General features: G+C 39.3%; 9 protein-coding genes. All 9 read left to right on the top strand.

Going from position 1 to position 15,728, the window contains the following annotated elements:
• The first annotated feature begins 36 nt into the window (after positions 1-36).
• Entirely contained in the window at positions 37-2,322 is a 2,286-nt protein-coding gene (locus LB467_RS07635; RefSeq protein ID WP_224473444.1) for an NADP-dependent malic enzyme, read from the top strand.
• 178 nt (positions 2,323-2,500) lie between these two features.
• A complete protein-coding gene (ruvA, locus tag LB467_RS07630; protein ID WP_224473443.1) occupies positions 2,501-3,082 on the top strand; it encodes a Holliday junction branch migration protein RuvA in 582 nt (193 codons plus the stop codon).
• A gap of 64 nt (positions 3,083-3,146) precedes the next feature.
• Positions 3,147-10,265 (top strand): T9SS outer membrane translocon Sov/SprA, encoded by a 7,119-nt coding sequence (gene sov, locus LB467_RS07625; protein WP_224473502.1) that lies wholly within the window; start codon positions 3,147-3,149, stop codon positions 10,263-10,265.
• A gap of 62 nt (positions 10,266-10,327) precedes the next feature.
• On the top strand, positions 10,328-10,708 hold the full coding sequence (gcvH, locus tag LB467_RS07620; RefSeq protein ID WP_224473442.1) for a glycine cleavage system protein GcvH: 381 nt from the start codon (positions 10,328-10,330) through the stop codon (positions 10,706-10,708).
• On the top strand, positions 10,698-11,102 hold the full coding sequence (locus LB467_RS07615) for a VanZ family protein (RefSeq protein ID WP_224473441.1): 405 nt from the start codon (positions 10,698-10,700) through the stop codon (positions 11,100-11,102). Before gcvH ends, LB467_RS07615 begins: the two co-directional genes overlap by 11 nt.
• Before the next feature lie 44 nt (positions 11,103-11,146).
• Positions 11,147-11,869 carry an energy transducer TonB gene (locus LB467_RS07610; RefSeq protein ID WP_224473440.1) on the top strand — a complete coding sequence of 241 codons (723 nt, stop codon included), beginning with the start codon at positions 11,147-11,149 and terminating at the stop codon, positions 11,867-11,869.
• Positions 11,870-11,993: 124 nt separating this feature from the next.
• Positions 11,994-14,108, top strand: coding sequence for a gliding motility protein RemB (locus tag LB467_RS07605; protein ID WP_224473439.1), 2,115 nt, complete (start codon positions 11,994-11,996; stop codon positions 14,106-14,108).
• Positions 14,109-14,250: 142 nt separating this feature from the next.
• Positions 14,251-15,153: a heme o synthase gene (gene cyoE, locus LB467_RS07600; RefSeq protein ID WP_224473438.1), complete on the top strand. Its 903-nt coding sequence runs from the start codon at positions 14,251-14,253 to the stop codon at positions 15,151-15,153.
• Positions 15,144-15,725 carry a cytochrome c oxidase subunit 3 gene (locus LB467_RS07595; RefSeq protein WP_224473437.1) on the top strand — a complete coding sequence of 194 codons (582 nt, stop codon included), beginning with the start codon at positions 15,144-15,146 and terminating at the stop codon, positions 15,723-15,725. The genes cyoE and LB467_RS07595 overlap by 10 nt, the downstream gene beginning before the upstream one ends.
• Positions 15,726-15,728: the final 3 nt, after the last annotated feature.

Genomic DNA, 15,728 nt, shown 5'->3' with positions numbered 1-15,728 from the left:
GCTTGCTACCTTTGTAGTTAGTAGAAAAAATAAATTATGAGCAATAATCCTAGAAAAAGAAGAGAAGCACTGGTTTATCACGCCAAACCCAAGCCTGGAAAAATAGAGGTGGTACCTACCAAAAAATATTCGACGCAAAGGGATCTTTCCCTGGCATACTCTCCCGGGGTGGCAGAACCTTGTCTGGAGATAGAAAAAGATAAAGAAAATGCTTATAAATATACTACCAAAGGAAATCTTGTTGCAGTTATATCTAATGGAACCGCAGTTTTAGGCCTTGGTGATATAGGTCCTGAAGCATCTAAACCGGTGATGGAAGGAAAAGGTTTACTTTTTAAGATTTTCGCCGATATAGATGTTTTTGATATTGAAGTAGATACCAAAGATGTAGATAAATTCATTGAAACCGTAAAAAACATTGCTCCAACTTTTGGAGGAATTAACCTTGAAGATATTAAGGCTCCTGAAGCTTTTGAAATCGAACAGCGATTAAAAGCAGAACTGGATATTCCGGTAATGCACGATGACCAGCACGGTACGGCGATTATTTCTGCCGCTGCTTTGTTAAATGCATTAGAGCTCGCCAAAAAGAAAATGTCTAAGGTGAAAATCGTAGTAAGCGGCGCAGGTGCCGCCGCGGTTTCCTGTACCAAACTCTATAAAGCTTTTGGTGCAAAGGCAGAAAATATTGTGATGACAGATAGTAAAGGCGTAATTAGAAAAGATCGTCCAAACCTTTCTGGAGAGAAAGTAGAGTTTGCTACTTCCAGAAAAATAGACACCCTGGAGGAGGCTATGAAGGACGCCGATGTTTTTGTAGGCCTCTCTATAGCCGATATTGTTTCTCCCGAAATGCTGAAAAGTATGGCGAAGCGCCCTATCGTTTTTGCGATGGCGAATCCAAATCCAGAGATCGATTATCAACTGGCAATGGATACCAGAAAGGATGTGATTATGGCCACAGGAAGAAGTGACCATCCTAACCAGGTGAACAATGTACTTGGATTCCCATTTATTTTCCGTGGTGCTTTAGATGTTAGAGCTACAAAAATTAACGAAGAGATGAAAATGGCTGCGGTAAAAGCCCTGGCCGAAATGGCCAAAGAACCGGTGCCTGAACAGGTAAATATCGCTTATGGAGAAACCAGGCTTAACTTTGGTTCAGATTATATTATACCTAAACCTTTTGATCCCCGCTTAATTGCCAAAGTGCCTCCGGCTGTAGCTAAAGCTGCTATGGAAAGCGGGGTGGCAAGACAACCAATTCAGGATTGGGAGAAATACGAAGAAGAGCTGCTTGAAAGAATGGGCAGTGATAATAAGATTACCAGACTGTTGCTTAACCGCGCAAAAATGAATCCTAAACGAGTTGTTTTTGCAGAAGCAGATCATCTCGATGTTCTTAAAGCTGCGCAAATTGCGCATGATGAGGGTGTCGCAATTCCAATTTTGTTAGGTCGACGGGAAGTGATTAAGGAGTTAATGGCAGAAATAGATTTTAATGAAGATGTAGCCATTATCGATCCGAAATCTGATGAGGAAGAAGAACATAGAAAAGCTTACGCTCAGGTATACTGGAAAACAAGAAATCGTAGTGGTGTTACGCTTTATGATGCTGAAAAGCTGATGCGTGAACGCAATTATTTTGCTGCGATGATGGTTAACGAAGGCGATGCCGATGGCTTGCTTTCTGGTTATTCAAGAGCCTATCCAGCGGTGGTAAAACCAATGCTGGAACTTATTGGAATGGCAACCGGAGTAACCCGTGTAGCGGCCACAAACCTTATGAATACTTCTAGAGGGCCATTGTTTATTAGTGATACTTCAATCAATATAGATCCGCCGGCAAAAGATCTTGCTAAAATCGCGCAAATGACGGCAAGAACAGTGAAGCTCTTTGGTTTGGAACCGGTAATTGCGATGATGTCCTATGCCAACTTTGGATCGTCTAAAGATCCTCGCGCCATAAAGGTGAAAGATGCGGTTTCTTATCTACATCGTAACCATCCAGATTTAAACGTAGATGGGGAGTTACAGGCAGATTTTGCCCTAAACCGCGAAATGCTTCAGAATAAATTTCCATTTTCAAAACTGGCCGGTAAAAAGGTAAATACTTTAATTTACCCTAACCTTGATTCTGCCAACAGTACTTATAAACTTATTAAGGAGCTGAACAATGTAGATTCTATTGGTCCTATTATGATGGGAATGCGCCGGCCGGTACATATTCTTCAGCTTGGAGCAAGTGTAGAAGAAATTGTGAATATGACGGCGGTAACTGTGGTAGACGCCCAGGAAAAAGAAAAAAAGCAAAAGAAGTAAACTACCTAAGCCCAAGATACATTCATAAGAAATAATATTTCAATTTTGAGGTAAGCCAGAAATTATTTGAATCTCGATTATCGAGTAAAATAAGGTGGAAATACAGTAGTTAAGCCCGGGTTAAAGATTTCGGGCTTAACTTTATTTTACTACATTTGGCCCGTTAAGTTTAAAATTTATGATTCATCATCTTAAGGGGCAATTAATTGAGAAGAATCCTACATACTTAGTAATCGCCTGCAATGGTGTTGGGTATATGGTGCATATTTCCCTGCACACTTTTTCTCTAATTCCAGATTCAGAAAATATAAGTATTTATACCCATTTGCACGTAAAGGAGGATTCCCATACGCTTTATGGTTTTTATCAAAAATCAGAACGCGATATTTTCAGGTTGTTAATTTCGGTTTCGGGGGTGGGAACCAGCACTGCAAGAACAATGTTATCTTCTTTAGAACCCAACCAGGTAAAAGAAGCCATTGCAAATGCCGATGTACCTACGATACAAAGTGTTAAGGGAATTGGAGCTAAAACTGCACAGCGGGTAATTTTAGACTTAAAAGATAAAATATTGAAAGTTTATGGAGAAAATGAAGTTTTTGTTCCTCAGGACAATACAATAAAGGAAGAAGCGTTATCTGCATTAGAGACTCTCGGCTTCGCAAGAAAGCAGGCTACAAGGGTAGTAGATAAAATAATGAAAGATTCGACTAGCCCTACTGTAGAATCTACTATAAAAATGGCTCTTAAAAATTTGTAAAGAATTGAGGCACAATTACTGGAAATTGTCAACTTCGGTTAAGCTCAGCTTGTTGTTGTCTTTGATGATTTCATTGAGTTCCACTGCACAAGAAACCCCCCAGGATACCACCGCAACCGGGTATGCTTTGGGTGAAATTTCCCTACCAGATTCTCAGCTCATTTCTTCCTTTTACGAATACGACCCTGTACTAAACCGATATTTTTACCGTGAAAAATTAGGGGATTTAGACCTTTCCATACCTTTAATTTTAACACCTGAAGAGTTCGAAAACCTGGTTTTAGACGAAGAAATGCGCAATTATTTTAAGTTGAAAGCTGATGCGCAGGCTGGCCGAAAAGAGGGGACAGAAGAAATTCAGCGGGATTTGCTTCCCGATTTTTATGTAAATAATAATTTCTTTGAAAGCATTTTTGGAGGCTCAGAAATTAATATTGTTCCGCAGGGAACGGTAGAGATGGATTTGGGCTTGCTTTACACTAAACAGGATAATCCTGCATTTTCACCAAGAAACAGACGAAATCTCACCTTTGATTTTGACCAGCGTATAAGCCTTAGTCTCCTCGGGCAAATAGGGGAGCGTTTGCAAATTACCGCTAATTACGATACCCAGTCAACTTTTGATTTTCAAAATCAGTTAAAACTGGAATACACGCCTACTGAAGATGATATTATACGTAAGATTGAAGTAGGTAATGTGAATATGCCGCTTAATAATGCGCTGATGCAAGGCGCACAAAGTCTATTCGGTTTTAAAACCGAATTGCAATTTGGGAAAACCCGAATAACCGGGGTTTTTTCTGAACAAAAATCTGAGCGGCGCACGGTAAATGTGGAAGGTGGCTCTACTGTAGAGGAGTTTGAAAAGTTTGCTTTGGATTACGACCAGGATAGGCACTTTTTTCTTTCGCATTATTTTAGGGATAATTATGATGATGCCCTTAAGGAGTATCCCTTTATCAATTCTAATATTCAGATTCAAAGGGTTCAGGTATGGGTGACCAACCGTACAAATAATGTTCAAAACCTTACCGATACCAGGAATATTGTCGCTATTCAGGATCTGGGAGAAAGCAATGTGCCTGGGAACGTAGGCCTGGATAATATTCCAGCCGGATTTTTTAATCAGCCGGGTGGAAGTTTTCCCGATAATGCAAATAACGATTTTAACCCTTTTGGAATTGATGGCACTGTCGAATCTGTTCTAACCTCTGCCATTAGAGATGTCGCAACGGTGGATAATGGTTTTGGCGGGGTCCAGGTTTCAGAAGGTTTAGATTATGTCAAGCTGGAAAACGCCAGGCAATTACAGCCTAATGAATATACCCTAAATACACAACTTGGTTATATTTCCTTAAACCAAAGATTAAGTAACGATGAGATACTTGCGATAGCTTTTCAATACACCGCAAATGGAGAAGTTTACCAGGTTGGAGAGTTTGCTAACGATGGGGTGAATGCTACCGGAGATAATAACCCTGTCCAGAACCCAAATCAAAATCCAAATGGAGAGCCGGGTACAAACCAGCGGGTAAACCAAAACCTGGTGGTTAAAATGCTTAAAAGTACCATTACAAATGTAGATGAACCGGTTTGGGATTTAATGATGAAGAATATTTATAGTCTTGGGGCTTATCAATTGGAGCGGGAAGATTTCAGGATGAATATTTTGTATACAGATCCGCAGCCTTTAAACTATATAAAACCTGCCGGGGATGGCTCAGTGCCATTACCTGAAGATGTTAGGGAAACACCTTTGCTCAGGGTTTTTAACCTGGATAAATTAAATAATAATAACGACCCTATAAATGGCGGAGATGGATTTTTTGATTATGTGCCCGGGCTAACGATAGACCCTCAAAACGGGAATATTATTTTTACAACGGTGGAACCATTTGGTAAGCATTTATTTGAAGAGCTGGATAATTCCCCAAATACCGGGACAGAAGATTATAATAATACTGAAACCTGGAATGCGAATCAGCAAAAATATGTTTTCCGCTCCCTGTACCGAACCACGAAAACTCAGGCAGAACAGGAAGACGCCGATAAAAATAAATTTCAATTAAAGGGAAGGTATAAGTCGGGGGAAGTTGAAGGAATTCCAATTGGTTTTAACCTTCCACCAGGATCGGTAACCGTAACTGCCGGCGGAAGGCTTTTGCAGGAAGGTGTGGACTATGTGGTAAATTATGAGCTGGGAAGGGTGCAAATTTTAGATGAAGCTTTGCTTGCTTCAGATATCCCGATTCAGGTAAATACCGAAAATAATGCTTTATTTGGCCAGCAAACTAAACGTTTTACAGGCTTAAATGTAGAGCATTTGTTTAATGAAAATTTTCTGGTAGGAGCCACTTTTTTAAACCTGAGGGAGCGGCCGCTTACGCAAAAGGCCAATTATAGTTATGAGCCCATCAATAACTCCATATTTGGTTTTAATGTAAATTATTCTACAGAAGTCCCTTTGTTTACAAGGCTGGTTAATAAACTGCCTAATATTGATACCGATGTGCCTTCTAATTTTTCTGTGACCGGGGAATTTGCTTATCTGCAGCCGGGAGCACCGGCAATAAATGATTTTCAGGGCGAGGCAACTACTTATATAGACGATTTTGAAGCAGCCCAAACTACCATAGATATTAGTGCCCCACTTAGCTGGGAATTAAGTAGTGTTCCGCTAGGTTTTGGGGGAGAGCTGGCCAACGGTGATATTAAAGTTGGACAAAGAAGGGCAAAAATGGCCTGGTATACCATAGATCCTGTTTTCTATAGTAATAATCGCCCCGATGGAATTTCAGACAACGATATTTCAACCTATGCAACCAGAAGGGTGGCCCTAAGTGAGATTTTCCCTAATATCGATGTTGTACAGGGACAACCGCAGGTGGTTTATACTATGGATGTTTCTTATTTCCCGGAAGAACGGGGCCCTTACAATTTTAATCCTTCGGCTACAGATGGTACTTTGCCTAATCCTTCGCAAAATTTCGGGGGAATTATGCGTGGGATCAATACCACTAATTTTGAGCAAAGCAATGTAGAGTTTATAGAATTTTGGGTGATGGATCCCTATATTTATTCTGAAAACATCGGACACTCAGCAGGAACTATCAATTTTAATCTGGGGAATATTTCTGAAGATGTAGTAAAAGACGGGCGTAAGCAGTATGAAAATGGATTGCCACGAACCGGTGGAACTGAAAACACGATAGAAACACAGTTAGCAAGGGTTCCGGCAGATCAATCCTTAATTTACGCTTTTGATTCAGAAGGAGACGAGCGTAGAAATCAGGATGTGGGGTACGACGGACTTTCAGACGCACAGGAAGCTTTAAAATTCCCCGAGTTCGCCAACTTTCCCGATCCAGCGGCAGATAATTATGAGTATTTTCTCAATACAACCGGGGATATTGTAACCCGTTATAAGAACTATAATGGCGTAGATGGAAATTCGCCGCCAGAAGTTGGCGATACCAACAGGGGAAATACCACCCTGCCCACTGCCGAAGATGTGAATCGAGATAATACGATGAACACCATAGATAGTTATTTTGAATATGAAATACCTTTCTTTCCGGGCATGGGCATTGAGAACAACCAATATATTACCGATGAAAAAGAGCTTACCACCACGCTTAGAAACGGAAATGAACTTCCTGTTCGCTGGCTTCAGTTTAAAATTCCTATTTACGAACCAACAGATTCTAAAGGAGGTATAGCAGATTACAGGTCGATAAGGTTCATGAGGATGTTCCTTAGCGGGTTTCAGGAAGAAACTTTATTGAGGTTTGGAACTATGGAGTTGGTAAGAGGGGATTACCGAAGGTATAACCGTGGTTTAAGAGATAGGAACATACTGCCGGAAAATCAAAATACCCTTTTTGAAGTTTCAGCGGTAAATATTGAGGAAAATGAAAATCGTCAACCGGTGCCCTATGTTTTGCCTCCCGGAGTGATAAGAGAAGAACTTTTCGAAAACAATACGAACATCAGGCAAAATGAACAATCCCTTTCGCTTAGGGTTTGTGACCTGGAGCCACAGGATGCGAGAGCGGTTTACAAGAATTTCCAAATAGATATGCGGCAGTATAAAAAACTTAAAATGTTTTTACACGCCGAATCGCTGCCAAACAGGACACCCTTAAAAGAGGGGCAGTTAATTGCTTTTTTAAGGATAGGGACAGATTTTACCGATAACTATTATCAGGTAGAAGTGCCTTTAAGTCCCACCGCTTTCGGCGCGATGACAGCCGAGGATATCTGGCCGGCGGTAAACCGTATGGAATTGCCACTGGAGCTATTACAAAGAATTAAGACCAGTGTTCTGGGGGATCCGGCGCTAAATTCAGGGGAGTTAAATTTCTTTACCGAGAATTTAGATCGAATAGATGAAGAAGAATCCTATGAAATGGGGCAATTACGCCTGGGAATAAAAGGTAATCCCAGTTTTGGAAATGTGCGGGTGTTAATGTTGGGATTAAAGAACGGGACGCCAACCAACGGCGTACAGGATTTATGTGGGGAGGTTTGGTTTAACGAATTAAGGCTTTCAGACCTTGATAACGAAGGGGGCTGGGCGAGTATCATAAATATGGATACCAATTTAGCCGATTTTGCCTCGGTAGCCGCGACTGGAAGAAAAAGTACCGTTGGTTTCGGGACATTGGAACAGGGGCCAAACCAACGAAGCAGGGAAAACTCCCAGCAGTATGATGTGGTCACCAATATAAATGCAGGGCAATTGCTTCCGGAAAAATGGGGTGTGAAAATTCCTTTTAATTATAGCAGGGGAGAAGAATTGATTACCCCAAAATTCGATCAGGAATTTCTTGATTTGGAATTGGAGACCCGGCTCGCCGATATTGTAGATCCCACAGAAAGGGATCGTGTAAAAAGGCAATCTCAATCTTATACCAAGCGCCAGAGTGTGAATATTATTGGCTTGCGCAAAGAACGCACCGGCGAGGCAAAACCTATGCCTTATGATATCGAAAATTTTGCTTTTACAAGTTCTTATAATCAGGTAGATCACAGGGATTTTGAAATTGAAGAATCCCTTAACCAAAATGTGCGGGCAGGAGCTACCTACGAATTTAATTTTGAGCCAAAGCAGGTAGAGCCTTTCAAAAATATTGCGGCTTTAGATAGTAGTGATTATTATTCATTGGTGAAAGATTTTAATGTGAATTTACTTCCTTCTAACATTAATGCGAGTTCTACAATTTTAAGGCAATATAATGAACAAAAATTCAGATCGCTGGAACTTTCAGATGATGATTTGGGAATCCCAACGCTATATCAGCGCAACTATATGTTTAACTGGGAATACGGCATAAATTACAACCTTACCAATTCGTTAAACTTCAGCTTTAATGCTTCAAACAATAGAATTGTTAGAAACTATATAGACGAAGACGGTTTTCCTAATAACGAAATTGGGGTTTGGGATAACTTCTTCAGTATTGGTGCTCCAGATTTGCATTTTCAAAACCTACAGGTAAATTATGATATCCCTTTTGATAAAATTCCTGTGTTAGAATTTATAAATGCCACTTATTCGTACACCGGCGATTTCCAATGGCAGCGTGGATCCAGGATTTACGAGAACCTTGAAGGTATCCCCGATATCGGTAACAGTGTGCAAAATTCCAGTTCTCACCAAATAAATGCAAGTCTGGATATGCAATCACTATACTCTTATTTGGGACTGGAAAAGAAAGAAGGTAGAGCCGGGCAAACCATGAAACAACGAAGCGCAGGTGTGCCTACGCTAGATGGAACCCCGCAAGATGAACAGCGCACCCAGAACGCTGAGGTGGTTGAGAAAACCAGCAAAAGCTTTAATACATTTGTAGATTTTGTCACCATTTTAAGCAGATTGCAAATAAACTATCGACAAAATGAAGGGACTTTTCTTCCCGGTTATACGCCCAGTGTTGGTTTTATGGGAACCTTACAGCCAAGTACAGCCTTTACCTTTGGCTGGCAGGATGAGGTAAGGTATACCGCGGCAAGAAGAGGATGGTTAACTACCTTTCAGAATTTTAATCAGCAATATTCTACTTTAAAAAATGAACAATTAGATGTACAGGCTTCTCTGGATATTATCCCCGATCTTACTGTAGACATAAGTGCAAACCGTAATTATTCTGAAAGCTTTTCAGAGAATTTCAGGGTGAATCCCATTACCATGGAGTATATTTCTTTAACGCCTTATAACTACGGAAACTTTAATATCTCTACTATTCTTATTAAAACTGCCTTTAATCAGTCTGACGAACAATCTTCAGAAACTTTTGAAAGTTTTAGAGAGAGCCGACTGGAAATAGCCCGCCGTATTGCAAGAGAGCGAGGTATGAACCCTAACGATGTAGATGAAGAAGGGTATCCGGCAGGAATTGGAAAAACAAACCAGGCTGTATTATTACCTGCCTTTGTTTCGGCTTATGGGGGGAATGATCCTGAAAATATTAAACTGGGTGCTTTTAGAGACATGCCGTTGCCAAACTGGAATATGAAATATACCGGTTTAATGCGAATTGGATGGTTTAAGGATAAATTCAGGAGAATTTCCATTAATCATGGGTATCAGTCCAATTATACCATCAATCAATTTCAAACCAACCTGGATTACGATCCTGAGAATGAATTTGAAACCAACCAGGCAGGAGATTTTAAAAACCCTATGTTGTATTCCAATATTGTTTTAACCGAATTATTCACTCCTTTATTTCGATTGGACCTGGAAACCAAGAATGCCATTCAATTACTGGCGGAAATACGAAAGGATAGAATGCTTTCTTTAAGTTTTGATAATAATTTGTTGACAGAAACAACCGGGAACGAATACATTCTTGGGGCCGGTTATAGAATTAGGGATTTGAGGATCGCTACCGGCCTGGGGGGAACTAACCGGATTTTAAGTAGTGACCTTAATTTTAAAGCAGACGTTTCCTTCAGAAGGAATAAAAGTATTATCAGGTATTTAGATTTGGAAACCAGCCAGGTTATTGCGGGTCAGGATATATGGCGTATTAATTTTACTACAGATTATGCGATTTCCAGTAATCTTACCGCAATATTTTACTATGAACACAATTTTTCTGAATATGCTGTTTCTACCGCATTTCCGCAAACAACCATAAGATCTGGGATAACCCTTAGATATAATTTTGGAAATTAATTGAGGCTTGTTTGAAGTATTGCTTTAAAAAATTAACTTTGCCCTAATATAAAATAGAACTAATGAACATTCCACAAGATTTAAAGTACACCAAAGACCACGAATGGATTAAGGTAGAAGGTGATACAGCTACAATAGGTATTACAGATTTCGCCCAGGGAGAATTGGGAGATATCGTATACGTAGAAGTAGAGACCGTAGATGAAACACTTGATAAAGAAGAGGTGTTTGGAACTGTAGAAGCTGTAAAAACAGTTTCAGATCTTTATTTGCCTTTATCTGGCGAGATAATTGAATTCAATGAGAGCCTTGAAGATGAGCCGGAAAAAGTGAATTCAGATCCTTACGGAGAAGGTTGGATGATTAAAATAAAATTTTCAGATAAATCTCAACTGGAAGATCTTTTAAGTGCCGATGCCTATAAAGAAGTTCTTGGTAGCTAGAATATGCTTATTTGTAGCGGGTCTTTACACAATTGTACTTACGATTTCATCTTTAGTGAAACTTGGTAAAATTAGTGTAGGGAGTTTTAGCCCTACAGATAAAATGTTGCATCTTGTAGCCTATTTCGGGCTGGTGTTGCTGTGGAAGGTCTATTTTATACTAAAAAGTAAGCCTGAAAGTCCTTATAAAAAAAACCTGTTTAAAATAGCGGGCCTCTCGATACTGTTTGGTATGTTAATTGAGGTTTTACAAGGGACACTTACCAGTTACCGAGAGCCAGATTGGTATGATATTTTGGCTAATACTGCTGGAGTTTTACTTGCTGTTGTTATCTTTCTTTTTTTTGAAAAGAGTCTAAAAAGGTTAAATAGTAAGATTAATTTAATTTTTTAGAAAAAATATTTAATTTAGCAATCCTTATTAATCAATAACCTATTATGGAACCAAAGAAAAATCCGAAAGCCGATTTAAAGAGAAAGAGTGTATTCTTTCTTCAATTGGGGCTTATTCTGGTCCTTTTAATTACCTGGCGAGCAATCGAATGGAAGACTTACGACAAGGATGCCATTGATACCGGCCAGTTAAACATGGACGATTTAGATGATGAAGATATCCCAATTACAGAGATGCAGAATACGCCTCCACCACCTCCACCTCCACCTCCAGCGCCAGAGGTTATTGAAGTTGTAGAGGATGAGGAAGAGGTAGAAGAAGATGAAATTGAGTCTACTGAAACCAGTATGGATGACATTGTTGAGGTAGAGGAAGTTGTAGAAGCGCCTTCTGAAGAAGAAGTTGCAGATGTACCTTTCGCAGTTATCGAGGATGTGCCAATTTTCCCAGGTTGTGAAAACCTAAAGAACAACGAAGAGCGTAAGCAATGTATGAGTCAAAAGATTAGTCAGCACGTAAACCGTAACTTTGATACAGATCTCGGTGCAGAGCTTGGTCTTTCTGGTGTAAACAGAGTAATCGTTCAGTTTAAAATTGATGCAAAAGGGAATATTACTAACGTACAGTCCAGAGCGCCTCACCCTAGGTTAGAGCGCGAAGCTGCCAGAGTAATTAATAAATTGCCTAGTATGCAGCCAGGTAAACAGCGTGGTAAAGCAGTTGGAGTTATGTATTCTTTGCCAATTGTATTCCAGGTTCAGGACTAAGTATACTTTTTAAAATAAAATTAAAATCCCGGGTTTATCCCGGGATTTTTTATTTTATGCTAGTTTACTTTATGCAAAAAAATGTATATTTCGAAGGTGTAACCAATCTTTCCCTAGTTTTAGTATGAAGAACTACCTGTTTCTTCTGGTCTTGTTAAGTATAATTAGTTTAAAAGGCCACGCTCAAAGCAATAACGAGCGCTTTCCTGAATTTCCACAATGTGTTGATGTAGATTTTACTAATAAAGAGACTTGCTTTAAAAATACTTTGAGGGAATTTGTCTTGAATAATTATCAGATTCCTGCTGAAGTGAGCAGGGAAGGATATAAGGGAGAGATCACGGTGATTTTTGAAGTTGATAAAAGTGGGGTTTTTAATATTATTTACACTGATGCAGCATATTCCGGGTTAAAAGAAGAGATGCAGCGTGTTTTTGACTTGCTGCCTCAAATTGAACCTGCCACATATAATGCAAGGCCTATCTTTGTCCAGTTTAAAATGCCTGTGAAAATTCCCCTGGAGTTAAATATGGAGCAATTTTCCATGACTTCTGAAGATATTACCGAAGCTTCTGGTGTTTTTCCACAAAATGATGAAAAAGATTTAACTGATGAATATGATGAAATTCAATCGGGAGAATTTACTCGGCCACGGTATGAGAGTCAAATAAATATTCCGCTTTCGCACGAATTCTACAGCAGGTTTGATGCTGAATTCAATAAAATAGGTGTGAACACCCATTCGGGTTCCAAGCCTTTGCTTTTTTCTGAGGTTTCTGAATATTACGATTTTAAAGCTGAGGAAGATAAAATGCTTAGGGATGCAAACTCCTGGTTCGGCAGGAAGTTATCGAATGAACATTTAGTGCAATATCAAACAGAGGATTACTGGTTCACTTTAGATTTTGCTTTAGATCTTCAGTTGGGTAAAGATTTTCAACAAACAGAATTCGATTTTACCTATAATAATACCAGGGCGTTAATTTTTCAGGGAGGCTTAGGGAAGAATTTTAATTTTTACACCGTTGTTTACGAAAATCAGGGACGATTTGCCGATTATTACAATCGCTTCGCAGAATCTCTAAGACCAGATGGGGGAGATCCCGCTATAATACCAGGTAGGGGAATTGCAAAACCTTTTATGGATGAAGGTTATGACTATCCCGTAGCCGAAGGTTATTTATCCTATGCGCCTAATAAATTCTTTAATCTTCAGTTTGGTCATGGTAAAAACTTTATTGGGGACGGTTATCGCTCGCTTCTAATGAGCGATAATGCATCTCCATATCCTTATTTTAAAATGAATACCACTTTCTGGAAGTTAAAATACACCAATACCTGGATGTCTTTACGTGATGTGAGACCGGCGGTTACCGAAAATGGTTCTTTCAGAACAAAATATATGGCGAATCATTATTTAAGTTATAATGTAACTAAAAGACTTAATATTGGTTTGTTTGAATCTGTAGTTTGGGAAAACGACAATAATCGAGGGTTTGATTTAAATTATTTGAATCCGGTTGTTTTTTACCGGGCTATAGAATTTTCTACCGGTGCTCGGGGCGGGAATGCAGTAATTGGCCTTACTTCAAAATATAAGTTTTCAGATCAAATCAACGTTTATGGACAATGGATTATAGATGAATTCTCAACTTCTGATGTTTTTGGTGGCCAGCAAAGTTGGAAGAATAAACTGGGATATCAATTGGGAATAAAATATTTTGATGCTTTTAAAATTCCGGGGTTATTTCTTCAGGCAGAATATAATCAGGTGCGTCCTTATACTTACACCCATAATACCGGAGTTTTAAATTATGGCCATAACAACCAGTCTATGGCGCACCTGTGGGGTTCGAATTTCAGGGAAATTCTGGCTATTGCGAGATATAAAAAAGATAGATGGTATGGTGATGCTAAAGTGATCTACGGAAAAAGAGGTTTCGATTTTAATATGGCAAATGACCAGTTTGCTTATGGAGGCGATATTTATACCAGTGAACGCCAGCGCCCATTTGAAACAGGGGTGAAGATCGGGCAGGGAAATACTGCTTATTCTCTATTTTCCAGTGTAGAAGCGGGATATATAGTAAATCCGGCTACAAATTTGAAGCTTTACGGAAGTTTTATTTATCGCTCTTTTAACCCCGATGTAAAGACACCGCAGAATTTTGATAATACTACTTCGTGGATAAATTTCGGCTTACGAACTGATATTTTTAACTGGTATTACGATTATTAGGGCAATCGCTTCTTTAAAGAAGACATTTTATATATTTTTTTGAATATTCCTTCAATTCGCTAAGTGCTGAAAATTAACATTTTTGCCCCCTTGCCAAAACTTAATTAAGGAGTATCTTTGCGCCAATTTAAAAAACCTATTTTTGAGCAGCACCGGTGTACATACTCCCTCGGCTTCTATCCTAACAGACTTTAAAGAGATTACCAAGGTGCGGCTTGCCGTAAGCGTGGTGTTTTCCTCGGTTGCAGGTTATTTCCTGGGCGCCGATAGTATAGATTTTGTGACTGTTTTTTTGTTGGCAATAGGAGGGTATTTTATGGTTGGTGCGTCTAATGCTTATAATCAAATTATAGAGCGCGACCTTGATGCGCTTATGGATCGCACAAAAAACCGGCCAATACCCGATGGTAGAATGTCGGTAAGTACCGCCTTTGTTATCGCAAGTGTATTTACCATCGCCGGACTTATAGTTTTATACATTATTAACCCTAAAACGGCAATGTTTGGGGCGATAAGTATCTTTTTGTATGTAAGTTTATATACTCCACTAAAGACTAAAACCCCATTAGCTGTTTTTGTAGGTGCAATCCCGGGAGCTATTCCTTTTATGCTGGGTTGGGTGGCAGCAACAGGAGAATTCAGTATAGAGCCTGGTACTTTGTTTATGATACAGTTTTTCTGGCAGTTTCCGCATTTTTGGGCTATTGGCTGGTGGCTGTTTGACGATTATAAAAAGGGGGGCTTCTTTATGTTGCCTACCGGAAAACGGGATAAAGGAACTGCAATTCAGATTATTCTTTATACCGTATGGACAATTTTAGTCTCTTTAATTCCGGTTTTTGGAGTTACAGGAAAACTCTTTCTTTCTCCAGTAGCTGGGACAATTATTCTGCTGCTGGGATTAGGAATGTTGTATTATGCTCTAAGATTGTATAGAGAGAAAACGGCACAGGCTGCTAAAAAATTAATGTTCGCGAGCGTATCCTATATTACGCTGCTACAAATAGTATATGTTTTGGATAAATTTATAAGACAATGGATTTAACTCAGGGTGGCGAAAAGCACAAATACGACAGGGCAAAAAAGATGATGCTCTGGTTTGGTATAATTAGCATGGTGATGACATTTGGAGGTTTAACCAGTGCATATGTAGTGAGTAAAACAAGACCAGATTGGCTAACGGAATTTGAACTACCCAGTGCCTTCTTTTGGAGTACAATTGTAATAGTGTTCAGTAGTGTTACTTTTATTCTGGCAAAACAGAGTGTTCTTTCAGGAAATCGAAGAAACGCTTCAGCTTTGCTTATTGGAACATTGATACTTGCGGTGCTGTTTGTTGCTCTTCAATTTAATGGTTTTACAGAAATTATTGGAGAAGGTTATTACTTTACCGGAAGCGAAAGCAGTATCACTACTTCTTTTATCTATGTATTGGTATTAGTGCATATGGCGCATCTATTGGCGGGGATCATAGCGCTTTTAGTAGTAATTTATAACCATTTTAAACAACGTTATAAAAAAGGTCAAATGCTTGGAATTGAGCTGGGTGCGACTTTTTGGCATTTTGTTGACCTTATGTGGATATACCTGTTTGTCTTTTTATATTTCTTTAGATAATAA

The sequence above is a fragment of the Salegentibacter tibetensis genome (assembly GCF_020164485.1).
GTDB lineage: Bacteria > Bacteroidota > Bacteroidia > Flavobacteriales > Flavobacteriaceae > Salegentibacter > Salegentibacter tibetensis.
The sequence above is the reverse complement of the archived record's forward strand: the minus strand, read 5'-3'. Positions and strand labels throughout refer to the sequence as shown.

Bases quoted from the DNA above. Each gene is read 5' to 3' on its own strand.
- ruvA (WP_224473443.1), top strand. From the start codon at position 2,501: ATGATTCATCATCTTAAGGGGCAATTAATTGAGAAGAATCCTACATAC.
- sov (WP_224473502.1), top strand. From the start codon at position 3,147: ATGATTTCATTGAGTTCCACTGCACAAGAAACCCCCCAGGATACCACC.
- LB467_RS07605 (WP_224473439.1), top strand. From the start codon at position 11,994: ATGAAGAACTACCTGTTTCTTCTGGTCTTGTTAAGTATAATTAGTTTA.
- LB467_RS07635 (WP_224473444.1), top strand. From the start codon at position 37: ATGAGCAATAATCCTAGAAAAAGAAGAGAAGCACTGGTTTATCACGCC.
- LB467_RS07610 (WP_224473440.1), top strand. From the start codon at position 11,147: ATGGAACCAAAGAAAAATCCGAAAGCCGATTTAAAGAGAAAGAGTGTA.
- LB467_RS07595 (WP_224473437.1), top strand. From the start codon at position 15,144: ATGGATTTAACTCAGGGTGGCGAAAAGCACAAATACGACAGGGCAAAA.
- gcvH (WP_224473442.1), top strand. From the start codon at position 10,328: ATGAACATTCCACAAGATTTAAAGTACACCAAAGACCACGAATGGATT.